This window comes from Streptomyces sp. N50 (assembly GCF_033335955.1).
GTDB lineage: Bacteria > Actinomycetota > Actinomycetes > Streptomycetales > Streptomycetaceae > Streptomyces.
Genome location: NZ_CP137549.1, coordinates 6,515,185 through 6,541,076, shown reverse-complemented (window position 1 = coordinate 6,541,076; position 25,892 = coordinate 6,515,185). Strand labels below are relative to the sequence as shown.

The following is a 25,892-nucleotide window of genomic DNA, read 5'->3' as shown; positions in this document are numbered from 1 at the left end:
GCCTGCTGTAACCCTGCTGTGGCTGAAAAGGCTAGCGGCTCAGTCCGCGAAGTCGATCCGGCGCAGCACGTCCGCCGCGTCCCGGTCCAGGAGGACCGCCGAGTCGACGCCCCGAGGCAGATCACCGCGCTCCACCTCGCGCAACAGGCGGGCGGCCGCCCTGCGGTGGCGCAGGAACGCGTACCGCGAGACTCCGCGGCCCCGCTCGCGCTGGCCGTCGAGCGCGGTGTCCGGGGTGACGTCGAGGAACACCAGGTGCAGCGCGCCGCCCCGGCGCCCGGCGGCCCGGGCCAGCCAGCCGCGCACCCAGGTCTGCGTGCCGCAGTCGTGCACGACGGCTCCGGACGTGGAGCGCAGGGCTCGGTGCAGTCCGGCGTAGTGGGCGAGGCGGACCAGGGGGCGGTAGATCGCGTAGGGGAGGAAGCCGGACATGCGCGCGTCCCAGCGGTCCCGGGTGTCCTGGCTGTCGACGCGGACCCCGGTGCCGCCCGCCACCGCGCGGCGCATCAGCGTGGACTTGCCGCTGCCGGGCAGGCCGGTGACCACGACCAGGTCGCGGGGGCCGAAGCGGAGGCCGTGCGGGCTGTGCCCCGCGCGCTCGCGGAGGTCGCGGACGACCGGTGCCGGGCGGGCCTGGCATGCCTCTCTGGCCGGGGCCGAGGGCTGCTTGGGCAGCGCTACGGCCGAGGTCGTGGCGTACACCGTGGTCCTTGTCACCGTGATCGTCCTCCCTGCGGGGTCAGGAAAGGTTGTCCCCACTGAACGTAAAGAGAAGGTAATGCACGGTGTCTCGCGGTTCCGTTCGCGTCCAGCCACAGGCCTGTTACAAAGCCTGTGCGATGATGTGCCCGCCTAACTGCATACCGGCCGCTTGAATCCGCGCGGGAGAGTCCCCGGACGTACGTCATCTGGGGCGCCGAAGGAGCAAGTCCCTCCCTTGAATCTCTCAGGCCCCGTTACCGCGCGGGCGAGGCACATCTGAAAAGCGGGCCGCCGGCGACGGTGGTCCCACCCAAGGTGCAACCCATGTCCCGCGTGCGGTCATGGCGAACCTCTCAGGTCCCGATGACAGATGGGGAGGAACGACCTCGCCGTCATGCCTTGGGAGACCGACCGATGAGCAGTACCGCCACCCCTGAGACGCGCCGTACCGCGCTGGACGCGCTGCACCGCTCGCTCGGTGCGACGATGACCGACTTCGCCGGCTGGGACATGCCGCTGCGTTACGGCTCGGAGCGCGACGAGCACCTCGCCGTCCGCACGAAGGCCGGCCTCTTCGACCTCTCCCACATGGGCGAGATCACGGTCACCGGACCGCAGGCCGCCCAGCTCCTCAACTACGCCCTCGTCGGCAACATCGCCTCCGTGGGCCTCGGGCGTGCCCGCTACACCATGATCTGCCGGGCCGACGGCGGCATCCTGGACGACCTGATCGTCTACCGGCTCGCGGACACCGAGTACATGGTGGTGGCCAACGCCTCCAACGCGCAGGTGGTGCTGGACGCGCTCACCGAGCGGGCCGCGGGCTTCGACGCGGTCGTCCGCGACGACCGTGACGCGTACGCGCTGCTCGCCGTCCAGGGCCCCGAGTCCCCCGCCATCCTCAGGTCCCTCACCGACGCCGACCTCGACGGCCTGAAGTACTACGCCGGTCTGCCCGGCACGGTCGCGGGCGTCCCCGCGCTGATCGCCCGCACCGGGTACACCGGCGAGGACGGCTTCGAGCTGTTCGTGTCCCCCGGTGACGCGGAGAAGCTGTGGCTGGCGCTGACCGAGGCCGGGGCGCGGGTCGGGCTGATCCCGTGCGGGCTGTCCTGCCGGGACACCCTGCGCCTGGAGGCCGGGATGCCGCTGTACGGCCACGAGTTGTCGACCTCCCTCACGCCCTTCGACGCCGGGCTCGGCCGGGTCGTGAAGTTCGAGAAGGACGGCGACTTCGTCGGGCGTACGGCCCTGGAGGCCGCCGCCGAACGCGCCGCCTCGCAGCCCCCGCGCGTCCTCGTCGGGCTCGTCGCCGAGGGCCGCCGGGTCCCGCGCGCCGGGTACCCCGTCGTCGCCGACGGCCAGGTCATCGGCGAGGTCACCTCCGGCGCCCCCTCCCCCACCCTGGGCAAGCCCATCGCCATGGCCTACGTCGACGCCGCGCACTCGGCGCCGGGCACGACCGGTGTCGGCGTGGACATCCGGGGCAGCCACGAGCCGTACGAGGTCGTGGCGCTGCCCTTCTACAAGCGCGAGAAGTGACAGTCGTCGTAGCGTCACGTCTGTGACCCGGGTGACCAGGGGCGGATCGCCCTGTTCGTCGATGCCCGGATGCAGTCCCCCATTCATCAGCACTCCCCCGCGTACAGGAGAATTCAGGCCATGAGCAACCCCCAGCAGCTGCGCTACAGCAAGGAGCACGAGTGGCTGTCGGTCGCCGAGGACGGCGTCTCGACGGTCGGCATCACCGAGTTCGCGGCCAACGCGCTCGGCGATGTCGTCTACGCCCAGCTCCCCGACGTCGGCTCCACGGTGACCGCGGGCGAGTCCTGCGGTGAGCTGGAGTCGACGAAGTCGGTGTCCGACCTGTACTCGCCCGTCGGCGGCGAGATCACCGAGATCAACGAGGACGTCGTGAACGACCCGTCGCTGGTCAACTCGGCCCCCTTCGAGGGGGGTTGGCTCTTCAAGGTGCGCGTCGCGGAGGAGCCGGGCGACCTGCTCTCCGCCGACGAGTACACCGCGTTTTCCGCCGGCTGAGGAGTCGTAGCACCATGTCTGACCACACGTCCGACCACCTGTCCGTCCTGAACACGCCCCTGCACGAGCTCGACCCCGACATCGCCGCGGCCGTCGACGCCGAGCTGCGCCGGCAGCAGTCCACGCTGGAGATGATCGCCTCGGAGAACTTCGCTCCGGTCGCGGTCATGGAGGCGCAGGGCTCGGTCCTCACCAACAAGTACGCGGAGGGGTACCCGGGCCGTCGTTACTACGGCGGCTGCGAGTACGTCGACGTGGCCGAGCAGATCGCGATCGACCGGGTCAAGGAGCTGTTCGGCGCCGAGTACGCGAACGTACAGCCGCACTCGGGCGCCTCCGCGAACCAGGCCGCCCTGTTCGCGCTGGCCAAGCCCGGCGACACGATCCTCGGCCTGGACCTGGCGCACGGGGGTCACCTGACCCACGGAATGCGGCTGAACTTCTCCGGCAAGCAGTTCGACGTGGTCGCCTACCACGTGGACCCGACGACCGGTCTGGTCGACATGGCCGAGCTGGAGAAGCTCGCCAAGGAGCACCGCCCGAAGGTCATCATCGCGGGCTGGTCGGCGTACCCGCGCCAGCTGGACTTCGCCGAGTTCCGCCGGATCGCGGACGAGGTCGAGGCCTTCCTGTGGGTCGACATGGCGCACTTCGCGGGCCTGGTCGCGGCGGGGCTGCACCCGAACCCCGTGCCGTACGCGGATGTCGTCACGTCCACGACCCACAAGACGCTGGGCGGCCCGCGCGGCGGCATCATCCTGGCGAAGAAGGAGTTCGCGAAGAAGCTGAACTCCTCCGTCTTCCCGGGCTTCCAGGGCGGTCCGCTGGAGCATGTGATCGCGGCCAAGGCGGTCTCCTTCAAGGTCGCGGCGAGCGAGGACTTCAAGGAGCGGCAGCGGCGTACCGTGGAGGGTGCGCGGCTGCTGGCCGAGCGCCTGGTGCGGGACGACGTGAAGGCCGTGGGCGTCGACGTACTGTCGGGCGGCACGGACGTGCACCTGGTCCTGGTCGACCTGCGGAACTCCGAACTGGACGGCCAGCAGGCCGAGGACCGGCTCCACGAGGTCGGCATCACGGTCAACCGCAACGCCGTCCCGAACGACCCGCGGCCCCCGATGGTCACCTCCGGCCTGCGCATCGGCACCCCGGCACTGGCGACCCGCGGCTTCACGGCCGAGGACTTCGCCGAGGTCGCGGACGTCATCGCGGAGACGCTGAAGCCGTCGTACGACGTGGAGGGCCTGAAGGCCCGTGTCACGGCGCTGGCGGAGAAGTACCCGCTGTATCCCGGGCTGTAGCCCATCGGGGACACCGGCGCACACTGGGAGGTGCGCGCCGGTGTCCCGCCCCCTGCACCACCTTGCTCGTCCCGCGTTCTGAGGAGTCACCGTGGCCATCTCGGTCTTCGACCTGTTCTCGATCGGCATCGGCCCGTCCAGCTCCCACACGGTCGGCCCGATGCGGGCGGCCCGCATGTTCGCGCGCCGGCTGCGCAACGAGGAGCTGCTGGACTCCGTCGCCTCCGTCCGCACCGAGCTGTACGGCTCCCTCGGCGCGACCGGCCACGGCCACGGCACCCCGAAGGCGGTGCTGCTCGGCCTGGAGGGCGAGTCGCCGCGCACGGTGGACGTGGAGGGCGCGGACGAACGGGTCGAGCAGATCAGGGAGTCGGGCCGCATCCGCCTCCTCGGCGAGCACGAGATCCCCTTCTCCTACGACAACGACCTGAAGCTGCACCGCCGGAAAACCCTGCCGTACCACGCGAACGGCATGACGCTGTGGGCGTACGACGAGGCAGGCACCGAGCTCCTCTCCAAGACGTACTACTCGGTGGGCGGCGGATTCGTGGTCGACGAGGAGGCGGTGGGCGCCGACCGCATCAAGCTGGACGACACGGTCCTCAAGTACCCCTTCCGCACGGGCGACGAGTTGTTGCGCCTCACCCAGGAGACGGGTCTGTCGATCTCGGCCCTGATGCTGGAGAACGAGCGCGCCTGGCGCACGGAGGAGGAGATCCGGGCCGGGCTGCTGGAGATCTGGCGCGTGATGCAGGCGTGCGTCTCGCGGGGCATGTCGCGGGAGGGCATCCTGCCGGGCGGCCTCCGGGTCCGCCGCAGGGCGGCCATGTCGGCACGCCAACTCCGGGCGGAGGGCGACCCGTTGGCGCACGCGATGGAGTGGATCACGCTCTACGCGATGGCCGTGAACGAGGAGAACGCGGCGGGCGGCCGCGTGGTGACGGCCCCGACGAACGGCGCGGCCGGCATCATCCCGGCGGTCCTGCACTACTACATCAACTTCGTGCCGGGCGCCGACGAGGAGGGCGTGGTCCGCTTCATGCTCTCGGCCGGCGCCATCGGCATGCTCTTCAAGGAGAACGCCTCCATCTCCGGCGCCGAGGTCGGCTGCCAGGGCGAGGTCGGCTCGGCGTGCTCGATGGCGGCGGGCGCGTTGGCCGAGGTCCTCGGCGGCTCCCCGGAACAGGTCGAGAACGCGGCCGAGATCGGCATGGAACACAACCTCGGCCTCACCTGCGACCCCGTCGGCGGCCTCGTCCAGATCCCCTGCATCGAACGCAACGGCATGGCCGCGGTGAAGGCGGTGACCGCTGCGCGGATGGCGATGCGGGGGGACGGTTCGCACAAGGTGTCCCTCGACAAGGTCATCAAGACGATGAAGGAGACGGGGGCGGACATGAGCGTGAAATACAAGGAGACGGCCCGGGGCGGGCTGGCTGTGAACATCATCGAGTGCTGAGGGCGTAGGCCCCGAGCCCTCTCCCTGGGGCGAGTCGTGGACAGGGCGTCAGGCCGAGCGGTGGCGGAGCCACCACACGCACAGCCCCGCGAGCCCCGCCGCCAGCAACACGCACACGCCCGTCTCCGCCCACTGCAACGGCCACAGGTGGGACGACGGATGGAACTCTGCCCAGCGGCCCGTTCTGCCGTGCCGGGCAAGGCAGTTGGCGTAGTCGTCGGTCGCGTAGCAGCTCGGCAGGTCCGGCACGTGGCGGCCGGTCGCGTCGACCGCGCCCTCCGCGAGGACCCACGCGTTCGACGGGGCCGCCTCGGCGGCCGGGTGCTGGACCGTGGCCAGGGTGGTGGGCAGGAGACAGCCGCGGACGGACTCGAGTACGTACATCGCCGCCGCGCTCAGCACCACCGTCGCCCCCATCGCCAGGACCGTGCGGCGCAGGATCAGGCCCGCGGTCACGCCGATGAGCAGGGAGAGCACGGACAGGCCGACCACGACCGGGCCGATCCCGTCGTACGGATACCACTGCCACCAGGGGAACCAGCCGCCCAGCAGGGAGCCCGCCGGACGCCACCACCAGGTCATCGCGGCGGCGATCGTACCGCTGATCAGGATCGTCAGGACGACGGGGACCAGCAACTTGGCCGCGAACCAGCGCAGTTGGGTGACCGACTGCGTGCACACGGTGCGGTACGTGCCGGACTCCAGCTCCTGTGCCAGTTGGGGGCCGCCGAGGAAGACGCCGAAGACCAACGGCAGGGCGAGCATGGCCTGGAGAGGGCGGCGGAGTGGGAACTGGTACGTCCGCGTAAAGGAGTTGAGTTTGTGGGAGCAGTCGCCCGCCGGGATGGTCGTGCCCCGGCAGGCATCCACATGGCTCTGCGCAATGGCCGTCGTCATCTCCTGGTGGCGCACGATCGCGTACGCCGCCACGGCGGCCGCCGCACCGATGCCGATCCAGAACGCCAGCCGGTTCTGCCGCCAGACCAGCCAGGTCAGGCCCCGTAGCCGTAGCCATGGCATCCGACCCGAACTGGGCCTGGGTGAAAGGACGTCGGCGGTCATGCCGTCACCTCGTGGTGGGTGCCGGCGCGGGCCGTGGGTGTGATCAGCGGGGGTGCGTCGGCCGTGCGGAGGTGGGCCAGCAGGAGGTCCTCCAGGGTGGGGAGGGCCGGGTCGTTGTCCGCCGGGAGCGGGCCCCTCGGGCGGATCAGTGCCGTCGTACGGCCGCCCGTGCTGCGGGTCTCCACGGTCACCTGGCCGGGGAGCTTCGCCAGCCGGGCCGCGTGGGCGTCGGGGGCGGAGACGGTGCGGTGGGCGGCGATGAGTTCGGCCACGTCTCCGGCGAGTCTGACCGTGCCGTTGTCGATCAGGACCAGGAAGTCGCAGGCGCCCTCCAGTTCGGAGACCAGGTGGGAGGACATCACGACGGTCGAGCCGTGCTGAGCGGCCTCGGACATGAGCAGGTCCGTCATCCGGCGGCGGACCAGCGGGTCCAGGTCGGCCATCGGTTCGTCGAGCAGGAGCAGCCGGGGGCGTTTGCCCAGGGCCAGCGCGAAGGCCACGCGGGTGCGCTGGCCGCCGGACAGGGTGCCGACCCGGGCGTCCATCGGAATGTCTCCGGCGGCGATGATCCGCTCGGCGGTCTCCTGGTGCCAGGTCGGGTTCAGCTCGCGGCCGATCCGCAGGGTGTCGCAGACCCGGAAGCGCGGGTAGAGCGCCTTCTCCTGGCTGAGGAACGCGGTGTGCTGCCGGGCCTCGGCGGACCGGGCCGGGTGTCCGCCGAGCCGGATGGTGCCGGTGCTCGGCTCCAGCAGACCGGCGGCCAGCGAGAGCAGGGTCGTCTTGCCGGCGCCGTTCGGGCCGACCAGCGCGCAGACCCGGCCGACCGGCAGCCGGAACGAGCAGTCCCGCAGCGCCCAGCCACGCCGGTAGCGCCGGCCGAGGCCGACCGCCTCCAGTGCCGGATCAGTCATTGTGCTGCCGCACACGTGCGGCGAGGACCAGTACCGCGGCGCCGGCGAGCACCAGGGCCAGCCTGATCAGCGACGGGCCGTAGCCGGGGACTCCGAACCCCCAGGTCGTGAGATGGGCGTAGAGCCGCTGGGCGAGCGGCACTCCGCCGCAGAGCGCGAGCAGGGCTCCGGACAGCAGGAGGAGGTTCTTCTTCAAGGCCGAGCCTTCCATGAGGGATCCGATGTGACTCCCGGAACGCTAGGAGCGGCGGTCCCTGGGTGGCTTCGGCTCAAAGTCGGTGCTCTGACCTCGTCGTACGACCAAAGTCTCTAGACCAAAGTCTGTACGGCGGTGTGCGGCGGCCGATCTACATTTGTGGCTTGTGAGCGGTTACCGGCGTGAGAAGACCATCGACCTGGGCCTTGTGGTGCTGGCCCTGGTGCTGTCGGCCGCGCTCTCGCTGGTGCAGGTCAGGGGGGATCTGGCGCTGAGTCCGGGACTGGGGTCAGGCACCTGGCCGTTCGACCGGCCGGCCTTCTCGTCGCCGCTGCTCGGGTTCACCCGGGCGGTGAACCCGGTCTCCCTGATCGCCGTAGGGGCACTGTGGTGGCGCAGACGGTGGCCGACCGCTGTCGCCGTCGTGGCGATCGTCGCCGCGGTCCTCACCCCGGCCGTGGTGCCCCTGGTCGTGGCGCTCTTCACCGTCGCCGCCCTCAGGCCCGCGCGCACGATCCTGACCGTCGCCCTGCTGGCACTGCTGCCGATCCCCGTCCACTTCCTGAGCAGTCCCTACGTCTCCGGCGTGCCGATCGCCAACGCGGTGATCCTGGGGGTCCTGATCGCCGCCGCGGTCGGCTGGGGCCTGTTCGTCCGTTCGCTGAGCGAGCGCGCCGAACGGGCCGAGGCGGAGGCGGTGTTGCGGGCGCAGCGCGCTCAGCGCGAGGCGCGGGAGGACATCGCGCGGGAGATGCACGATGTGCTGGCCCACCGGCTGTCGCTGCTGAGCGTGCACGCGGGGGCGCTGGAGTTCAACGCCGGGGCGTCCGCGCAGGAGACCACCCGGGCCGCGGCCGTGATCCGGGAGAGCTCGCATCAGGCGCTGGAGGATCTTCAGGTGGTGCTGGAGGTGCTGCGGTCGCCGGGCGGGGGGCCTGTTGCGGACGGGACGACCCCGCGCACCCGGACCGGTCTCGCCGAAGTGCCCGGCCTGGTCCGGGAGTCGCGCGAGGCGGGGATGAAGGTCGACCTCGACATGGACGGCGTCGGAAGGGGCGCGGGGCCGACGGGGATCGCCGGGCTCGCCGCCTACCGGTTCGTGCAGGAAGGGCTGACGAACGCCCGGAAGCACGCCCCGGGTGCGCCGGTCAGGATCACGGTGGCGGGCGGCCCCGGCGACGGGCTCACCCTGGAGCTGAGCAATCCGGCCGGACCGGGTGGCCCGCGCGACGGCGTCCCGGGTTCCGGGCAGGGGTTGATCGGCCTCGCGGAGCGCGTCGCGCTGGCGGGCGGCCGGTTCGGTCATGGCGAGGACGGAGCGGAGTACGCGCTTCGGGCCTGGCTACCCTGGCCCGCATGATCCGTGTGCTGCTCGTCGACGACGACCCGCTGGTCCGCTCGGGACTCCGGCTGATGCTCAGCGGCGCCGACGACATCGAGGTCGTGGCCGAGGCGGCGGACGGCGGCGAGGTGCCCGCCCTGGTCGACGAGCACGCCCCCGACCTGGTGCTGATGGACATCCGGATGCCCGGCGTGGACGGCCTGAAGGCTACCGAACTGCTGCGGGCCCGGCCCGGCGCACCGGCCGTCGTGATGCTGACGACCTTCAAGGACGACGAGCAGGTCCTCGGCGCGCTGCGCGCGGGCGCGGCCGGTTTCCTGCTCAAGCACACCCCGCCCGCCGAGATCGTCGCGGCGGTACGCCGGGTGAAGGCGGGCGAGCCGGTGCTCTCCCCCGCCGTGACCGAGCAGCTCATCGCCCGGGTCACCCGGGGCGGCGACGGTACGGTCCCGCGCCGCCCGGAGGCCGCCGAGGCCCGCGTCCGCCTCGACCGGCTGGGCGACCGGGAACGCGAGGTCGCCGTGGCCGTCGGCCGGGGCAGGACCAACGCGGAGATCGCGGCCGAGCTGTACATGAGCGTGGCCACCGTCAAGGCGCACGTCTCCCACATCCTCACCAAGCTGGAACACACCAACCGGGTCCAGATCGCCCTGACCGTGCACTACGCCGGCCTGGTCTGAACTCCCGCACACGGAACGGACGGAGACGCCTCGTGACAGCCGGCCCGGCCCCTCACGGTTCCTGGGCCTCGCCGGTCACAGCGGACCTGGCATCACGCGGAATGACCGCGGGCCAGATCGCGGCACCCTCGTATCTCGGCTTCCAGGGCGAGGAGTTGTGGTGGATCGAACCCCGCCCGCAGGAGGACGGACGCTCGGCCCTGATGCGCGGGCGGCGCCCGGACGCCGACGCCGAGACCGTCCTGCCCGGGCCCTGGAACATCCGCAGCCGCGTGATCGAGTACGGCGGACGCCCCTGGGCCACGGCGGCCGATGACCTCGGCGTACTCGTGGTGTTCGTCAACTTCCCCGACCAGCGGCTGTACTTGTACCGCCCGGACACCGAGGGCGCCGGGCCCCAGCCCCTGACGCCGGTCTCCCCCGTCGGCGGCGGACTGCGCTGGGCGGAGCCGGAGGTGGACCTGGCGCGCGGCGCGGTCCGTTGCGTGCTGGAGGAGTTCACGGGTGAAGGGCCAAGCGACGTACGGCGGTTGATCGCACAGGTCCCGCTGGACGGCAGCGCGGCCGAAGACCGAGGCGCCGTACGGGAGTTGAGCGACGACCGGCACCGGTTCGTGTCCGGGGCCCGGGTCTCCCCCGACGGTTCACGGGCCGTGTGGCTCGCCTGGGATCACCCCCATATGCCATGGGACGCGGCCGAGTTGAAGATCGCCGAGGTCGGCGACGACGGGCGCCTCCAGCACGCCCGCGCGCTGCTCGGCGGGCCAGGAGACCCCGTGGCCCAGGCCGAATGGGCCGTGGACGGAACGCTGTTGGCCGCCTGCGAACGTACGGGCTGGTGGAATCTCCACCGCGTCGACCCCGAGACCGGCGCCGCGCGGATCCTGCACCGGGCGGCGGAGGAGTTCGCCGGCTCCCAACGGCTCGGCCTGCGCTGGTTCGCGCCCCTGGCCGACGGCCGGATCGCCGTGCTCCACGGCCGGGGAGCGCAACGCCTGGCCGTACTCGACCCGGCCGACGAAAGCCTCGTGGACGTGCCGGGCGGCCGGACCGAGTGGCTGCCGCATCTCGCCGTGTCGGGGACCCGGATCGCGGGCGTCGCGGCCGGCCGCGAGACGTCGTACGAGGTCGTGGAGGTGGACGCGGGCGCGCACGCGGCGGGCGCGGCCGGGCAGCCCACCACCGACACCGCCGGGCATCCCACCACCCTCACCGCCGGACAACTCACCCTCCGCGTGGCTGGACACCGGCATCAAGTCCCCGTGGACGCTTCCTACTTGCCGGAGCCAATCGCCCGCGTGTTCAAAGGCCCGGACGGCCAGGAGGTGCACGCCCACCTCTACGCCCCGCGCCACCCGGACCACACCACCGGCCGGTCACCGGACGACGGCCCCGCACCGTACGTGGTGTGGGCGCACGGCGGCCCCAGCCTGCGCGCGCCCCTCTCCCCGAACCTCGAAATCGCCTACTTCACCTCGCGCGGCATCGGCGTGGCCGACGTCAACTACGGCGGGACGCCCGGCTATGGGCGTGAGTACCGGGAGCGGCTGCGGGAGCAGTGGGGTGTCGTCGACGTGGCCGACTGTGCCGCTGTGGCACGGGAGTTGATCGACGAGGGTGTGGCCGACCGCGCCCGGCTGGCGATCCGGGGTTGCAGCGCCGGTGGTTTCACCGCGGCGGCGTCCCTGATCACCACCGACGTCTACGCCTGCGCGACCATGCTCTACCCGGTGCTGGACCTGGAGGTCCTCGCCGCAGGGGGTTCCCACGACTTCGAGTCGCACTACCTGGAGTCCCTGATCGGCCCCAACTCCGCTGATTCGGCGGCGCGTCACCGGGACCGCTCCCCCGCCGCCCACCCCGAACGCATCACCGTGCCCTTCCTCCTGCTGCAAGGAAGCGACGACCCCGTCTGTCCGCCCGCGCAGAGCCGGGCGTTCCTCGCGGGCGCGTCCGCCGTCCCGCACGCGTACCGCCTCTTCGAAGGAGAGGGCCACGGGTTCCGCCGCCGGGACACGATGGTCGCCGCGCTGGAGGCCGAACTCTCCTTCTACGGCCAGGTCTTCGGCTTCACTCCGCCCGACGTGCCGGTGCTGGAGCTGAGTACGGCCGGAGAGTCCCGCTGACACCCGTCACTGGGGGCCGGTTGCCAACCGCCGAGCCTCAACTCGGCTGCTTTCAGGCCGAGTTGCCCGTGACCGCCTTCGTCGTGGCCTGAAGCACCGCGTCCAGGACGCTCCGGGCCGGGTCCCCGTCGGGCAGCGCGCGGGCGATGGTGACCGCGCCGACCATCGACGCCACCGCGGTCCAGGCCCGCCGCTCCCGCTCGTCCGGCGGGCCCTGCATGGCGGGGGCGAGCAGGGCGACCAGGTCGAGCATGCGGCGCTGGTACACCTCGCGGACCGAGTCGCTCGCCCGGGACACGTCCGCGCTCAACGACGGCATGACACAGCCGTGGGCGACATCCCCGCGGTGGTCCTCGCCGAGGTACACACCGAGGAACTCCACGAGCCGGCGCCGCCGTTCGGCCGGGTCGGGGTCGTCGACCACGGCGAACTCGGCGCCGAGCTGGGCATCGACCACCTGCTCCAGGAACGCCTCCTTGCTGCCGAAGTTCGAGTACAGCGCCCCGGAGGTGACCTGGGCGGAGGCGGCGAGTCCGTCGACCCCGACGCCCTGGAACCCCTTCTCCTTCAGCGCCTGCGACGCCGCGGCCAGGATCGACGCCCTGGCCTGCTTCTTGTGGTCCTTCGGATACCGCATCGCGCGCCCTCGCCTGCCCTTCCTGGCCTTCCGGTCCACGGCCTTCCCGGCGTTCCGGTCGCCGACCCGCCTTGCGGTCCGGTCTACGACATCGTAGCGTAGCGGTCGTTATATAACGATCGCTACGCCATAGCTTCGCCCCCGGCCACCGGCGAAGCCCTGCACGAAATCCCACACAGCGTCCATGCACATGAAAGCGAGCACGATCATGTCCGCGACCCACACCGAAACCGTCACCCACAACGAGGCAGTCACCCGGACCGTCGACGTGGGCGGCACCCCCTTCGCCTACCGCGAGGTCGGCCCCACCACCGGCACTCCACTGGTACTCCTGCACCACTTCACCGGGGTGCTCGACGACTGGGACCCCGCTGTCGTCGACGGCCTGGCCGCCGCGCACCGGGTCGTCCTGGTCGACCTCAGGGGCGTCGGCGCCTCGGGCGGCACCACGCCCGACAGCGTCGAGGCCATGGCGGCCGACGCGATCTCCTTCATCCAGGCCCTCGGGCTGCCGGCGGTCGACCTGCTGGGCTTCTCGCTGGGCGGCATGGTCGCGCAGGAGATCGTGCAGCGGCGCCCCGACCTGGTCCGGCGGATCGTCCTGGCCGGCACCTCACCCGCGGGCGACGCGGGACCCGCCGACACCCTCACCGTCCTGCGGAACGCCATGGAGATCGCGGGCGCCGAGGGCAAGCACCCCAAGCACTTCCTGTTCTTCTCCCCCACCGCGGCGAGCCAGGCCGCGGCCGACGCCTTCCTCGGCCGCCTCGACCAGCGGACCCAGGACCGCGACACCGCCGTGACCGACGAGACCATCGGCGCCCAGGTGACCGCCCTGGCCAAGTGGGAGCGGGACAGCTCCAGCGCGGGCCTCGCGCACGTCCACCAACCCGTGCTGGTGGTCAACGGCGACGACGACACCATGATCCCGACGATCAGCTCGTTCAACCTCGCCGACCAGCTGCCCGACGCCGAGCTGAGCATCTACCCGGACTCCGGCCACGGCGCCCTCTTCCAGCACCACGAGCTGTTCGTCCGGCAGGTCCTGGACTTCCTGCGCGACTGACCGCCGAGCCGTTTCCCACGGCCGCTGGGGGTGTCCTCGTCCAGGACACCCCCAGCGGCAACTCCCGTGCCGTGCCCACCACTTACCGGTGAGCACCGCCCGCGCACCCGCACGAGGACTATGCTGCCGCACGGACGTCCCAGACCCCGGCGGCTTGTCGTAGCTCGACCCAGATGGTTGCGGGGAGCGGATTCTTCGTCCGTCGCCCGGCGCATCCCTGGAGGGATCCGGGTGGGTCCGCCGTCCTGGAGCGCAGGCCCTCGGACCCGTCCCCGTTCCCCCTCCGCCGAACGTACGCCCCCCGCCCGCAGCGCGGCCCGGGCGCCGGAACTCCCGTCGTCACCACACCCGTTGCCGGATGGTCCCCCGAACCGAGGCGTCATGCCCCGCACGCAGCTCACCGTAAACCGCCACGACCGAAGGACACGGGCACCGACCACCCCGGCCCCGGTCCTCGACCTCTCCGGGGACGCACGGTGACCGCCCGGTCGGCCCGGATCCAGGTACTGGTCGCCGAGCAGGCGGCGCGGCGCGGTGGGCGGGCCGGGGTGGTGGACGTGTGCACCGCGGCCGTGGCCGCGCTCCCCGTCGGCGGGGCGGGGCTGTCCGCGATGTCCCGCACCGCCGCGAGCCATCCACTGTGCTGCACCGACGACATCAGCGAGCAACTGGAGGAACTGCAGCTGACGTTGGGCGAGGGGCCGTGCGTGGACGCGTTCCTGGACGGTGCGGCCGTCCTGACACCGGACCTCCTCACGGGTCAACTCCAGGACCGCTGGGCCGTGTTCGCGGACGCGGCCCTGGAGGCCGGGGCACGCGCGGTGTTCGCGCTCCCCCTGCAGGTGGGCGCGATCAGCCCGGGAGTCCTGGACCTGTACGCCGACGTGCCGACCGTACTGAACGGCGAACAGCTGGCCGACGCCCTCGCGTTCGCCGATCTCGCGACGCTGCTCCTGCTCGACGCCCGGATCGACGGGTCGGGCGGGCCGTCCGCCCAACACGCCCCGGCGGACCGGGACTTCGGGACCCTGGACGGATACCGCGCGGAGATCGACCAGGCCACCGGCATCCTCACCGTCCAACTCGGCATCGGCATCGACGAGGCCTTCGTACGGCTGCGCGCGCACGCCTATATGCGGGGGCGCCGGCTCGCCGACGTGGCCGCCGACATCGTGGCCCACCGGCTCCGCTTCTCCCCGCACGCCGAGCCGGACCAGGACGACCGGTCCGACGAGGACACCTGACGCGTCTGCGCCGGCCGACCGACGTGCCGCACTTCCCGCCCCCTCCCGCCCCCTCCCGGCGGAACCCGGTCCCCAACGAAGGTGACACGATGAATCAGCAGCTCCTGGCCAAGACCTTCGTCGAACTGGCGGACAACCTGGTCGCCGACTTCGATCTGATCGACTTCCTGCGCCTGCTCACCGACCGCTGCGTGGGCATGCTCGGAGCCGACGCGGCGGGCGTGCTGCTCGCGGACCGCGACGGCGAACTGCGCGTGATGGCGGCCTCCGACGAACAGGTGCGCCTCCTGGAACTGTTCCAGCTCCAGAACGACGAGGGCCCCTGCCTGGAGTGCTTCCGCTCCGGCGCACCCGTGGTCGTCCCCGATCTGACCCGGGAGGCCGAGCGCTGGCCGCGCTTCGTCACGACGGCCCACCGCAGCGGTTTCACCGCCGTGCAGGCGCTGCCGATGCGGCTGCGGGACGAGGTCGTCGGCGCCCTCAACCTCTTCCGGGCCGCCCCCGGCCCGTTCGACCCGGCGGCCACGCTGATCGCCCAGGCCCTCGCCGACGTAGCCACCATCAGCCTGCTCCAGCAGCGCTCCAGTCACCTCAGCGCGATCCTCAACGAGCAGCTCCAGACCGCCCTGAACAGCCGCGTCCTGATCGAACAGGCCAAGGGCAAACTCGCCGAACGCCTCGGCGTCGACATGGAGCGCGCCTTCACCGCCCTGCGCGGCTACGCCCGCGCGCACAACCGGCGCCTGTCGGACGTGGCCCGCGCCTTCGTGGACGACTCCGAGCCGCTGCCGGGCCTGGGGTCGTGAAGTAGCTGCGGCTGGGGTCCTGACCTGCCGCTCTACGGTCCGGACGGCCGCCGCCGCTATGAAGTGACGGCGGCTGTCGTGGCCACCGGGTAACGGTGGACCGGTGGCAGGCCGGGCAGCAACCCCGGCCAGACCGTGTCGATGACATGCGCGCTCGGTGTGAACAGCGGCTGGGCCAGGGTGGGCAGATCGGCGACCTCGTGCCACTCCCAGCGGTGGATCAACTGCGGTTCGGTGACGGTCGGTTGACCGGTCCACGAGGTGATCCGGACGGCTCCCGTCAGCCGGGGCATCCCGTGCGTGGAGTCCATCAGCAGGGCCAACAGCCGCGCGCCGCCCGGGATCGGGTCCGCCTTCAGGCCTGTCTCCTCCTCCAACTCCCTTACGCCCGCCTCCAGAAAGCCCTCGCCGGGGTCGTTCTTGCCACCGGGCAACTCCCACACCCCGCGCACCGACCAGCCCAGCAGGATCCGCCCCGCCGGGTCCGTCACGACGACACCGGCGCCGGTGAGGGCGTGCGGCGAGGGCCGCTTCTTGCCCGCGCAGGTGACGGCCCCGGGAACGGGATCACGCAGGACGACGAACGCGAGCCCGTCCGCGTCGAACCGCCCGGCCACCGCCCAACTCCCGCACAGCGCACGGATCTCCTCGTCGTCCAGGGAGATGGAGCGCCTGCCGTCTCCTGCCTCCTCCGCGACGGGCGTGATGACACAGACGACACCACCGGGTCGCAGCCGCTCCCGCGGCCGGTTCATCACCCGGGTGCGGTCGTGCACGAAGGCCCAGCTGAGACGGAAGGTGATCAGGTCGTAGGCGGGATGCGGCAGGGCGTCGAGGCTGTCGCGCTCGATGTCCAACAGGTGGTGGTTCACGGCCGAGTTGGCGGCGGCGGGCTGGTCTTCGGCGCGAGCACGGGCGAGGGCGGCGGGCTCGAAGTCGACGGCGTCGACCTCGTACCCCGACTCGGCCAGATGACGGGCGAGTTCACCCAGCCCGCAGCCGACGTCCAGGGCGTATCCGCCACCCTCGGGGGCCGGCGCGTGCTCGGCGAGCAGCGCGCGTTCGGAGTCACGGAGCGGGCTGAAGGTGTTGCCGTCGGCGTAGTGCGCGTCCCATGCGTCGGTCACGGGGTTCTCCCTGCGAGGTGGTGATCGGTCAGCGGTCGTTCGAGAGGGCGAGGAGTTCGGCGAACAGGCCGCCGCCATGGGCGAGTTCGTCGTACGTACCCTGTTCGACGATGCGACCGTGCCGCATGACCACGACCCGGTCGGCGATCTTCGTGTTGACCAGTTGATGGGTGACCACGATCGTCATCCGGCGGGCGGCGATCGCCTTGATCTGTTCGAGGATGGCGTGTTCACCGCGCGCGTCCATCTGACTGGTCGGCTCGTCCAGGATCAGCAGGTCCGGCTGCCGGTACAGGGCCCGCGCACAGGCCAGCCGCTGCCACTGCCCGCCGGACAGTTCGGTACCGCCCCACAGCTCGCGGGCCAGCAACGTGTCCAGCCCGTACGGGAGTTCCTCCACCGACTCCCGCAGTCCTACGGCGTCCAGCGCCTCCCAGACCAACAGGTCGTCCTGCGTCCGGGGCTGGCCGAGGGTGACGTTGTCGCGGACGTTGAGGGGCCACTGGGCGAAGTTCTGCGGCACCAGTCCCGACAACTCCCAGAGCGTGTCCGGGGCGAGACCCGCGAGGTCGTGCCCGTTCCAGCTGACCGTGCCCTTGTCGGCGAGGAAGATGCCCGCGAGGAGCCGGGTCAGCGTGGACTTCCCGGAACCGTTCTCGCCGACCACGGCGAGGATCTCCCCGCGCCGCACGGTCAGCGAGACCCCGGCCACCGACGGGATCTCCTTGCCCGGGTAGCAGTAGACGGCCTCGTCGAGCCGGATCTCCTCGACCGGTTGACCCGGCCCCAACTCCCCTCGCCTCGGGGCGCGTTCGTCGGCGAAGGCGAGGAAGCCCTCCAGGTCGGCGAGGTAGAGGGCGGTGTGGAACATCGCGGCGCCGTAGATGACGAGTTGGCCGAGCGCGGCGAGGGTGGACTGGACGGCGACGACCGCCGTGGCGGCGATGGCGGGTTCGACGCGGCCGGTGGCGGCCAGCCAGGCGAGCGCGGCCCAGGTCGCGATGAGGAAGACACCGCCGATCGCCGAACTGGCCAGCACGATCCGCAGCATCCGCGGCGCCACGTCCAGGACCCGGCGGTCGATGCGTTCGGAGATCGTCCGGTGCCAGAAGCCGAGGTAGGGGACCATGCCGTTGGCGCGGATCTCGTCGGAGAACTTCGGGCTGGTCACCCAACCCCGCATGTTCTGGCGGACGTTGCGGTCGCCGATGTTGGCGTAGTGCGTCTCGTACTGGACCTTCGCGTGCAGGATCGCGCCCACACCGGCGGGCACGACCGCGAGCAGCAGCAGGGGCAGCATCAAGGGGTGCAGCACGGACAGCACCCCGCTCGCGCTGACCATCCGGACCACGGCGGCGGTGAAGCGCGTGGCGTCCTGCACCATCACATGGCCCCGGATCACCCCCATCTCCGCGGCCTCCTGCCGGTCCGCGAACCCGTCCTCGGCCCGCGCGGCGGCCTCCACCCGGCAGACTGCCTCGACCAGGGAGCTGTCCGCCGCCGTGGTCAGCCGCGGGGTGATCCGCCCGTCCGCGTACGAGGACAACGCGCTCGCGACCCGGCCGACCGCCGCCGCGACGGCGATGACCAGCAGCGCGGGCAGCGCCTGATGCAGCCGGTCGCTCACGGGCCCGGCGGCCAGCACCGAGCGCATCACCCGCGCGGTGGACAGCAGCAGCACCACGGCGGCGGCGCCGACGGCCAGTTGGCAGCCGGCCAGGAGGAGGACTGCGGACCGGTCGATGGCCCACGCCATCCGCGCGGTCTGCGCGAGTACCGAGGGCAGCCGCGCGCAGAGTTTCCCGAACTCGGCCTCGGCCAGCGGGTTCTGGGCGTGTCGGCCCTCGTAGCGGATCTCGGCGGGCTGGGGTGGCGGCACGCGCATGGCGGTCCCGGGCAGCGGTGCCCGGCCGGTCGTCCCGGCGCTCATCGGGCCGTGCTTTCGGCACGGCGGGGCGTCAACTGCCGTTCGGGCAGGTGGTGTTCGAGCTGAGTCATACGGCAGCCTCCCCCGACGGCTCCCGCGCCAGCCGCACGACCGCCGGCCGTGTGCAGGGCGGTCAGGCAGAGCAGGGCGCGCTTCTCCTCCGGGATGAGGCGGCGGCCGTAGCCGGTGAAGAAGGCGGTTCTCAGGCGGGGTTGTCCGGCCCAGGGTCCGCAGGCCAGCGGGACGAAGTCCTGGACGACGGGGGCGAACCGGGCCCGCTCGAAGGCGATCAGCGCGAGGGGTTCCCGGGTGCCGGACCACCGCAGGGTGTGCTCGTCGACGTGGCCGTGGATGTAGCCGAGCGGGACCCGCCCCACGGTGCGGAGTTCGGCGGCGCGGGCCAGCACGAACTCCCTTTCCGCGGGCGTCATTTGGTCCCCGGCCGCGTGGACGCTCCGCTCGGCGCTGTCGGCGGTGCGGCGCAGTGCCTGGGCCGCTTCCTCGCGGGCCGCGGGGGTCAGTTTTCCGGCCTGGTGCAGTTGGGCGACGAGGGCGCCGGCCTTGCGGTGGACGGTCTCCAGCGCGGCGCCGGTCGCCCTGAGGTCGCTCAGCGGGGTGCCGGGGAGGGCGGTCATGAGCAGGGCGAGGTGCTGGGCCGAGGTCGCGGTGAGGCGGGGTGCGCGGCCGGGGCCGAGGTAGGAGACGGCGTGCCGGTGGGCGAAGGTCTCGCGGGTGAAGGCGAGGGGGGAGGCGGCGAGTTTCACGCAGAAGCGCCGGCCGCTATCCGGTCGTGTCGTCACCTCCCACACGCGCGAGGGGTGGGCGGCGGAGGCGTCGCCGAGGCAGGTGAGGGGGCCGATGACGGATTCGGCCCAGGCCCGGACGGGGTCCGGCAGTGTGGTCGCTCCGGTCATGCCCCCCACCTCGGTGCGCGTCGTGACGTATCCGCGTCGGCGGCGGCCGTGGCGTCAACCTCGTGCATCGCGGGCGGGAGCGGGACCGCGGCCGTGGGGGTGCGATGTTCGAACGCGAGCGGGACGAGGGCGGGGACGGGCACGGGATTCATGGCAACCTCCTGCGGTCGGCGCGGTGACTCGGTGCCAGAAGAACGTGCCTGATCACGATGCCGTCACGGGTGCGGACGGGCGAACCGTCGGACGAAAGTTCGAGGACGCGGGTGCCGCCCTAGGGGCCCCTGGGAGGTGTGGTCACGATCCGGTGTTCGATCGGCCGTACCGGGAGCCGTCACCTGATCGAGGGATTGCCGGACAGCACTGAACCGTCCCGGTGGCGCGGGGGACCGGCCACCGGGACGGTGCGTCGGGCGGGCTGTTCAGCCACGCGGCGCGGTCAGGCCGGGGCGCCGACCGGGAGGTCCGACGCGTCGTCGGGGCGGACCTCGCCGTCCTCGTCGATGTCCGGGGGGATCGTCGACAGGGCGCTGGAGTGGAGGTCCTTCGTGCGGAGCATGGTGAAGCCGATGACCGCGGCGACGAAGCCGAGGATCGCGCTGAGGGTCATCGCTCCGTGGAAGGCGTTCATGAACGCCTCCTGTCCGGCGGCCAGTACCTTCTCGCGCAGCGCGTCCGGGGCGGCCTTGACGACGGCGTCGAGGCCACCGGCGCTGATGCCGTGGGCGGCGCTCTCCACGGTGTCGGCGCCGAGCTGCTTCCCTACGGCCGAGGAGGTGAAGTCCTGGGTCACGGTGTGCTGGAAGTAGGCGCCGATGCCGGCGATGCCGACCGCGATGCCGACCTGCTGGAAGGTCTCGTTGATGCCGGACGCGACACCGGACCTGGCCGGTTCGGCGACCCCGATCGCCAGGGCTGCGCGGGCCGGGTTGAAGGCGCCCATGCCGAAGCCGGAGACGACCAGCGCCGGGACGAGCACGGTCCAGGACGAGTCGGCCTCGGTCAGGTTCAGACACAGGATGCCGATGGCCATGACCAGGGTCGAACCGCCCAGCAGGATCCGGAAGGGGGCCTTGCCGATGAGGCCGCCGCCGAGCGCACCGGCGACGAACATCGCGCCGGTCAGCGGCAGGAACCGTAGACCCGTCCCCCACGCGTCGACGTGCAGCATGTTCTCCAGGTAGCTGGTCTCGAAGAACACCGAGGGCAGGGCGCCCGCGTTGCCGATCATCGCGACGAGGGAGATGCCGACGAAGGTCGGGCTGCGGAAGAACTCCGGGTCGATCAGGGCGCGTTCACCGAGCCGGCGCTCGATGGCGACGAAGACGACCAGGAAGAGGACGCTCGCGGCGTAGAGGCCGAGTGTGCTGCCGCTGGTCCAACCCTCCACCGGGCCGCGGATGGTGGCGTACACCAGGGCGCCGAGCGCGAGGCTGAAGGTGCCGAGGCCGGCCCAATCGGTGGGGTGGGCCCGGGTGTTGAGGGACTCGCGGACGCGCAGCGCGCCGATGAGGAGGGCGAGCACGCCGACCGGCACGTTGATGTAGAAGATCCAGCGCCAGGACAGCGCGTTGATCAGCGAGCCGCCGATGAGCGGTCCGGTGGCGACGGCGAGACCGACGGAGGCGCCGAACGCGGTGAAGGCGGTGGCCCGTTCCTTGCCGTGGAACTCATGGCTGAGCATCGCCGGGCCGACCGCGAACATGATGGCCGCGCCCACCCCCTGGACGGCCCGGAACCAGCTCAACTCCCCTGCCCCGTCGGCCAGTCCGCAGGCCAGGGACGCGGCGGTGAAGACGGCGAAGCCGACCTGGAAGACCTTCTTGCGGCCGATCCGGTCGGCGAGCGAGCCCGCCGCGACGAGGAAGATCGCCAGGGTGAGGGCGTAGGCGTCGAACACCCACTGGAGGTCGGCGAAGCCGCTGTCCAGGCTCTTGTGGATCTGCGGCAGCGCGATGGAGACCACGCTCAGGTCGAGCATCAGCATGAACGAGCCCAACGCGACGATCCCGAGTGTCCACCACCTAGTGGGAGACGGTGCGCGTTCTGCGGACATGCGGGGACCTTCCAATCAGCAGGAACTTGGACCTTAGGATCTGTAGATGATGGAAATCTAGATGATTGGAAAGTCGTGAGTCAACGTGCGAGCCAATGCCGCCGGGCACGACGAAGCCCGCGGCACCGGTCGGCACCACGGGCTTGCGGGAATTCGAGGTTGTGCTACGTCAACTCACGGACGGCGTACGTCAGTCCGCGCAGACCGACGCGGGCCAGCGGCCGGCCATCAGCGTGCCGAGCATCTTGCGCAGCACCCCGCGCTCGTCCTCGGAGAGGGCGCCGAAGAACGCCGACTCGACCTTCGTGGCCACCCGGTCCGCCGTCGCGAGGGCCTCGCGGCCGCTCTCGGTGAGGATCAGGTTGTAGCGGCGCCGGTCGGCCGGGTTGCGGCGGCGCTCCACGTACGCGGTGCGCTCCATCTCGTCGATCACCGTCACGACCGTGGTCGGATCGAGGTTGAGCAGCCGGCTCAGATCCTGCTGGGAGAGCTCGGGCCCACCGGCCAGCGCGGCCAGCACGAAGAAGTCGCGGATGCGCATACCGACCGCGCCCAGCGCCTTCTCCACGTCCTCCACCAGCACCAGCCCCGCCTTGTGGAGCAGATAGCCGGGACGCTCGGCGATGAGGAAGTCCTCCCGGGGGAACACCCCGTACTGCTCCGTGCCACCGGTGCGCACCATGAGCCGACTCCTTCGATCGTCGCAATCTCCACCATCGAAGATACAACGTTCTCAGCGTGATCCGGCAGGCGCCGTCCGATGCGCCACAGCGCCCCCGTCGGCGGAATCCAGCCCTTTCCGGACTGGAGTACCGTGGCATTACCGAGCGCACCTCGCACGCCGTCAGCCGTTTCGGCGTCGCCCTCGGGGAACGGCAACGCCGGAGCGCTTCGTGTTCCGGCCGGAAATGAGCCGCCCCACATGAGCCTGATGAGTCTCGGAGTACTGCACTCCTCCCGCAAGGAGAACGAGTTCCGTCTGCCCCTGCACCCGCGCCACCTGGAGCGGATCGCGCCGGACATCCGGGAGAGAATCTTCCTCGAACAGGGCTACGGCGAGCGGTTCGGCATCGCCGACCACGCGCTGCGGCCCCTCGTCGGCGGACTCCGATCCCGTGAGCGACTGGTCGCGGAGTGCGACATCATGCTGCTGCCCAAGCCCATGCACGAGGACCTCGCCGAGCTGCGCGAGGGCCAGGTGCTGTGGGGCTGGCCGCACTGCGTGCAGGACGAGAAGACGACGCAGATCGGTATCGACCGGCGGCTGACCCTCATCGCCTGGGAGGCCATGAACCACTGGACCTCCACGGGCGCCTTCAGCGTCCACGTGTTCCACAAGAACAACGAGCTGGCCGGTTACTGCTCGGTCCTGCACGCCCTCCAGCTCGGCGGGCTGACCGGAAGCTACGGCCGCCGGCTGCGCGCGGTGGTCATAAGCTTCGGCGCCACGGCACGCGGCGCGGTCACGGGCCTGGGCGCGATGGGCGTCTCCGACGTCACGGTGCTCACGCAGCGCGCGGCGGCGGCCGTGGCCTCGCCGATGCCGTCGGTCGTGATGGGGCACTTCGAGGAGCAGGAGGACGACCCGACGCGCCTCCAGGCGGCCACCGGGCTCGGGCCCGTGCCGCTCGCGCAGTATCTGGCGGGGTTCGACATCGTCGTCAACTGCGTTCTGCAGGACACCGACGCGCCGCTGATGTTCGTCAACAACGAGGAACTCGCGCTGTTCCAGCCGGGGACCTTCTTCATCGACGTGGCCTGCGACGAGGGCATGGGCTTCGCCTGGGCCCGGCCGAGCGGCTTCGGCAACCCGATGTCCACGGTCGGACCGGGCTGCCACTACTACGCCGTCGACCACAGCCCGTCCCACCTGTGGAACTCCGCGACCTGGGAGATCAGCGAGGCGCTCCTGCCGTATCTGCGTACGGTCATGAGCGGACCCGGGGCGTGGGACGACGACGTCACCGTGCGGAAGGCCATCGAGATCCGGGACGGTGTCGTCCAGAACCCGAAGATCCTCTCCTTCCAGCACCGGTCGGCCGCCTACCCGCACAGCCCCGAGGCACTACGGCCTGAAGGCAATGGGGTAAGGCGGCCTGACGGCAGGGCAGTTGACGGCCCAGTGGTGGTCTAGGGCCTGTCCGGCGGATCCTGTCGCAGACGCGGGGCCTGGCGCGCCCATCTGCGGCGTTGTCGTCACTCGCCGACGCTCCGCGTCGACTCCCTCCTCCGCCTTGCAGCTGCACGCGCCAGGCCCCGCTCACCGGCACTGGTCAGTCACCGTTTCTTTCCTGCGACCTGATCCGCCGGACAGGCCCTAGCTCCGGTTGACACCGGTGGCCACCGCGTGGCCGATGAAGAGGTAGACGAGGGCGGGCAGGCCGTAGTTGACGACAGTCCGCCAGTCCGCCGAGTGGATGGTGAACAGGTTGTGCGACCAGCCCGATAGCCAGTCGGCCGCGTTGTGGACCCAGTCGACCGAGTTGTTCGCGGTGTTGGCGTCGAACAGATAGAGAGCGATCCACAGGATCAGGATCAGTGCCGCGATGTCCGCGATGACGGAGATGACCGTCCCCGCGGGGCTTCCGCCGTAGCGTCTGGACATGTTCAACGGGTGGCCCGGAACGCCGAGTTGAAACCTCTCGGTGTTCCGGTGCCGTCAGCGGCGGGCCAGTTGGCGCTCGCCGCCGGCACCCGGCTGGTACGGCAGGCCGTAGTGCTTGAAGATCCCTTCCTCCTGCTCGGCGGGCAGCACGTCGTCCGTCCCGATCGAGGGGGCCTGCTTCACCAGGGCCTTGGGATACCCGACCTTCACGTAGTCCGGCCCCACGATCGCGTCGTCCAACGGCACGAAGACCAGCCGATGCCGCGTGGGCAGCCCGACCCGGACCGTCGCCATGGCCGGCTCGTCGGTGGCGGTGTCCACATACACCGCCTCCAGCACCCCGATCTTGTGCGACTCCGCGTCCACGACGTCACGCTCCCGCCACTCCCGGACATCGGCTGACCGAATCATGACCTTCTCCTTCGGACGGCGCGTCCACCAGCGGGATCCGGAGCGGTATCCCGGGGTCCGGGCCGGGCCCAGACCCGGCTCCACCAGCGTAGTCCCCACCACAGGACGCGCACAGTGATCGGGGGCGACGGCTTGCGGACACGGAGGCCGGAGCGGAGGGCCGAGCGGAGAGCCGTCGGACGAGGGCGCGTCTCGCGCATCGGCGCCGGATCGCCCCGCGGCTCGACGCGCTCCGTGCGGGCACCTTTCCGCCGCCCGCCGCCCGCCGCCACCGCCCACCCGGACCGCGCAGGGCCGGTTCGGTCGGCTCGCCCGGTAAAATAGGCCTCTTACCCGCCCGGTGGGCCGGTCGGCGTCGTCCTCGCCCAGGAGGACACGAAAGAGAGATGACCATGGCCCCCGCCATCGACCCCGCCCTCGTCCGCGGCCTGCTCGCCGCGCAGTTCCCGCAGTGGGCCCAACTGCCCCTGAAACACCTCGAACCCGCCGGTTCGGACCACGTCATCCACCGCCTCGGCGACACCATGTCCGTACGGCTGCCCCGGAGCGACTGGGCGGACGGCGAGGCCGTCAAGGAACACACCTGGCTCCCCCATCTCGCACCCCAACTCCCCCTGGCCGTACCGGAACCGCTCGCCCTCGGCACACCCGGCCGCGGCTACGCGTGGCACTGGTCCGTCACCCGCTGGCTCGACGGGACCACGGCGACCGCGGACGGCCTCGCCGACCCACATCTCGCGGCCGCTCAACTCGCCGACTTCCTACGGGCGTTGCAGCGCATCCCGGCCGCCGACGTCCTGGCCCCCGGACCTCACCCCGAGCTGGCCCGTCCCCCACTGGCCACCCGCGACCGATCGACCCGGGCGGCGATCGAGGCCGTGGACGGCGTCTTCGACACGGCCGCCCTGACCGAGGTCTGGGACAGCGCGCTCGACGCCCCCGCCTGGGACCGCGAACCGGTCTGGTGCCACGGGGACTTCCACGCGGGCAACCTGCTCACCGTCGACGGCCGTATCTCCGCCGTCATCGACTTCGGCGGCCTGAGCATGGGCGATCCCGCCTGCGATCTGGTCATCGCGTACACCCTGCTGTCGGCCACGACCCGCCCGCTCTTCCGCACCGCGCTCGCCCTGGACGACGCCACCTGGACACGCGGCATGGGCTGGGCCCTGACCACCGCGCTGAACGCCTACACACGGGTCGCGGCCACCGAACCCCACGTCGCCCGGCAGAGCACCCGTCAGCTCACCGAGGTCCTCACCGAGCACGCGGCACGCCGCACCTGA

Annotated in this window: 25 protein-coding genes and 1 riboswitch; of the genes, 12 read left to right on the top strand and 13 right to left on the bottom strand. The window is 71.5% G+C overall.

Annotation, left to right across the window (positions count from 1 at the left end):
* Positions 1-39: 39 nt before the first annotated feature.
* Positions 40-723 carry an AAA family ATPase gene (locus R2B38_RS29610; RefSeq protein ID WP_318021825.1) on the bottom strand — a complete coding sequence of 228 codons (684 nt, stop codon included), beginning with the start codon at positions 721-723 and terminating at the stop codon, positions 40-42.
* A 149-nt stretch (positions 724-872) separates the two neighbouring features.
* A riboswitch (glycine riboswitch) is annotated at positions 873-972 on the top strand.
* Between the two features lie 144 nt (positions 973-1,116).
* Here R2B38_RS29610 and gcvT point away from each other — a divergent pair.
* From gcvT to R2B38_RS29590, 4 genes are all read left to right on the top strand, one after another.
* Positions 1,117-2,244, top strand: a complete 1,128-nt coding sequence (gcvT, locus tag R2B38_RS29605) for a glycine cleavage system aminomethyltransferase GcvT (protein ID WP_318018956.1) — start codon at positions 1,117-1,119, stop codon at positions 2,242-2,244.
* Between the two features lie 120 nt (positions 2,245-2,364).
* Positions 2,365-2,742 (top strand): glycine cleavage system protein GcvH, encoded by a 378-nt coding sequence (gene gcvH / locus R2B38_RS29600; RefSeq protein ID WP_318018955.1) that lies wholly within the window; start codon positions 2,365-2,367, stop codon positions 2,740-2,742.
* Between the two features lie 38 nt (positions 2,743-2,780).
* Complete coding sequence (glyA, locus tag R2B38_RS29595) at positions 2,781-4,040, top strand: serine hydroxymethyltransferase (RefSeq protein ID WP_318021824.1); 1,260 nt, start codon at positions 2,781-2,783, stop codon at positions 4,038-4,040.
* A gap of 91 nt (positions 4,041-4,131) precedes the next feature.
* Positions 4,132-5,499, top strand: coding sequence for an L-serine ammonia-lyase (locus tag R2B38_RS29590; protein ID WP_033282778.1), 1,368 nt, complete (start codon positions 4,132-4,134; stop codon positions 5,497-5,499).
* 48 nt (positions 5,500-5,547) lie between these two features.
* On the opposite strand, the gene R2B38_RS29585 is transcribed toward R2B38_RS29590, so the two are convergent.
* From R2B38_RS29585 to R2B38_RS29575, 3 genes are read right to left on the bottom strand one after another with little or no spacing between them, the layout of a single operon-like run.
* Positions 5,548-6,561: an ABC transporter permease gene (locus tag R2B38_RS29585; protein WP_318018954.1), complete on the bottom strand. Its 1,014-nt coding sequence runs from the start codon at positions 6,559-6,561 to the stop codon at positions 5,548-5,550.
* Positions 6,558-7,472 (bottom strand): ABC transporter ATP-binding protein, encoded by a 915-nt coding sequence (locus tag R2B38_RS29580; RefSeq protein WP_318018953.1) that lies wholly within the window; start codon positions 7,470-7,472, stop codon positions 6,558-6,560. Before R2B38_RS29580 ends, R2B38_RS29585 begins: the two co-directional genes overlap by 4 nt.
* On the bottom strand, positions 7,465-7,683 hold the full coding sequence (locus R2B38_RS29575; protein ID WP_318018952.1) for a hypothetical protein: 219 nt from the start codon (positions 7,681-7,683) through the stop codon (positions 7,465-7,467). The genes R2B38_RS29580 and R2B38_RS29575 overlap by 8 nt, the downstream gene beginning before the upstream one ends.
* A 151-nt stretch (positions 7,684-7,834) precedes the next feature.
* Between R2B38_RS29575 and R2B38_RS29570 the strand changes: the two genes are divergently transcribed.
* From R2B38_RS29570 to R2B38_RS29560, 3 genes are all read left to right on the top strand, one after another.
* Complete coding sequence (locus R2B38_RS29570; RefSeq protein ID WP_318018951.1) at positions 7,835-9,028, top strand: sensor histidine kinase; 1,194 nt, start codon at positions 7,835-7,837, stop codon at positions 9,026-9,028.
* Complete coding sequence (locus tag R2B38_RS29565; RefSeq protein ID WP_318018950.1) at positions 9,025-9,690, top strand: response regulator transcription factor; 666 nt, start codon at positions 9,025-9,027, stop codon at positions 9,688-9,690. Before R2B38_RS29570 ends, R2B38_RS29565 begins: the two co-directional genes overlap by 4 nt.
* Positions 9,691-9,791: 101 nt before the next feature.
* A complete protein-coding gene (locus R2B38_RS29560; protein ID WP_318018949.1) occupies positions 9,792-11,816 on the top strand; it encodes a prolyl oligopeptidase family serine peptidase in 2,025 nt (674 codons plus the stop codon).
* A 52-nt stretch (positions 11,817-11,868) separates the two neighbouring features.
* Here the strand turns inward: R2B38_RS29560 and R2B38_RS29555 are convergent, their stop codons facing one another.
* The gene (locus R2B38_RS29555; RefSeq protein WP_318018948.1) at positions 11,869-12,453 is read right to left on the bottom strand and encodes a TetR/AcrR family transcriptional regulator; all 585 of its coding nucleotides are present in this window, start codon (positions 12,451-12,453) and stop codon (positions 11,869-11,871) included.
* A 184-nt stretch (positions 12,454-12,637) separates the two neighbouring features.
* On the opposite strand from R2B38_RS29555, the gene R2B38_RS29550 reads away from it, so the two are divergent.
* The 3 genes from R2B38_RS29550 (at position 12,638) to R2B38_RS29540 (ending at position 15,569) form a co-directional block, all read left to right on the top strand.
* A complete protein-coding gene (locus tag R2B38_RS29550; RefSeq protein ID WP_318018947.1) occupies positions 12,638-13,519 on the top strand; it encodes an alpha/beta hydrolase in 882 nt (293 codons plus the stop codon).
* A 476-nt stretch (positions 13,520-13,995) separates the two neighbouring features.
* Positions 13,996-14,763, top strand: a complete 768-nt coding sequence (locus R2B38_RS29545; RefSeq protein ID WP_318018946.1) for an ANTAR domain-containing protein — start codon at positions 13,996-13,998, stop codon at positions 14,761-14,763.
* A gap of 89 nt (positions 14,764-14,852) precedes the next feature.
* The gene (locus tag R2B38_RS29540) at positions 14,853-15,569 is read left to right on the top strand and encodes a GAF and ANTAR domain-containing protein (protein ID WP_318018945.1); all 717 of its coding nucleotides are present in this window, start codon (positions 14,853-14,855) and stop codon (positions 15,567-15,569) included.
* A 56-nt stretch (positions 15,570-15,625) separates the two neighbouring features.
* On the opposite strand, the gene R2B38_RS29535 is transcribed toward R2B38_RS29540, so the two are convergent.
* The 6 genes from R2B38_RS29535 to R2B38_RS29510 form a co-directional block, all read right to left on the bottom strand.
* On the bottom strand, positions 15,626-16,696 hold the full coding sequence (locus R2B38_RS29535; RefSeq protein ID WP_318018944.1) for a bifunctional class I SAM-dependent methyltransferase/NUDIX hydrolase: 1,071 nt from the start codon (positions 16,694-16,696) through the stop codon (positions 15,626-15,628).
* Positions 16,697-16,724: 28 nt separating this feature from the next.
* Complete coding sequence (locus R2B38_RS29530) at positions 16,725-18,626, bottom strand: ATP-binding cassette domain-containing protein (protein ID WP_318018943.1); 1,902 nt, start codon at positions 18,624-18,626, stop codon at positions 16,725-16,727.
* On the bottom strand, positions 18,623-19,537 hold the full coding sequence (locus R2B38_RS29525) for an aminoglycoside phosphotransferase family protein (protein ID WP_318018942.1): 915 nt from the start codon (positions 19,535-19,537) through the stop codon (positions 18,623-18,625). The genes R2B38_RS29530 and R2B38_RS29525 overlap by 4 nt, the downstream gene beginning before the upstream one ends.
* Positions 19,534-19,689, bottom strand: coding sequence for a hypothetical protein (locus tag R2B38_RS29520; protein ID WP_318018941.1), 156 nt, complete (start codon positions 19,687-19,689; stop codon positions 19,534-19,536). Before R2B38_RS29520 ends, R2B38_RS29525 begins: the two co-directional genes overlap by 4 nt.
* A 284-nt stretch (positions 19,690-19,973) precedes the next feature.
* The gene (locus tag R2B38_RS29515) at positions 19,974-21,590 is read right to left on the bottom strand and encodes an MFS transporter (RefSeq protein WP_318018940.1); all 1,617 of its coding nucleotides are present in this window, start codon (positions 21,588-21,590) and stop codon (positions 19,974-19,976) included.
* A gap of 190 nt (positions 21,591-21,780) precedes the next feature.
* Positions 21,781-22,272 carry a MarR family winged helix-turn-helix transcriptional regulator gene (locus R2B38_RS29510; protein WP_318018939.1) on the bottom strand — a complete coding sequence of 164 codons (492 nt, stop codon included), beginning with the start codon at positions 22,270-22,272 and terminating at the stop codon, positions 21,781-21,783.
* A gap of 240 nt (positions 22,273-22,512) precedes the next feature.
* Here R2B38_RS29510 and R2B38_RS29505 point away from each other — a divergent pair, with 240 nt between their 5' ends.
* Positions 22,513-23,724: a N(5)-(carboxyethyl)ornithine synthase gene (locus R2B38_RS29505; RefSeq protein WP_318018938.1), complete on the top strand. Its 1,212-nt coding sequence runs from the start codon at positions 22,513-22,515 to the stop codon at positions 23,722-23,724.
* A 183-nt stretch (positions 23,725-23,907) separates the two neighbouring features.
* Here the strand turns inward: R2B38_RS29505 and R2B38_RS29500 are convergent, their stop codons facing one another.
* Positions 23,908-24,195: a hypothetical protein gene (locus R2B38_RS29500; protein ID WP_019060897.1), complete on the bottom strand. Its 288-nt coding sequence runs from the start codon at positions 24,193-24,195 to the stop codon at positions 23,908-23,910.
* A 54-nt stretch (positions 24,196-24,249) separates the two neighbouring features.
* On the bottom strand, positions 24,250-24,606 hold the full coding sequence (locus R2B38_RS29495) for a PRC-barrel domain-containing protein (RefSeq protein WP_033282788.1): 357 nt from the start codon (positions 24,604-24,606) through the stop codon (positions 24,250-24,252).
* 386 nt (positions 24,607-24,992) lie between these two features.
* On the opposite strand from R2B38_RS29495, the gene R2B38_RS29490 reads away from it, so the two are divergent.
* Complete coding sequence (locus R2B38_RS29490; protein ID WP_318018937.1) at positions 24,993-25,892, top strand: aminoglycoside phosphotransferase family protein; 900 nt, start codon at positions 24,993-24,995, stop codon at positions 25,890-25,892.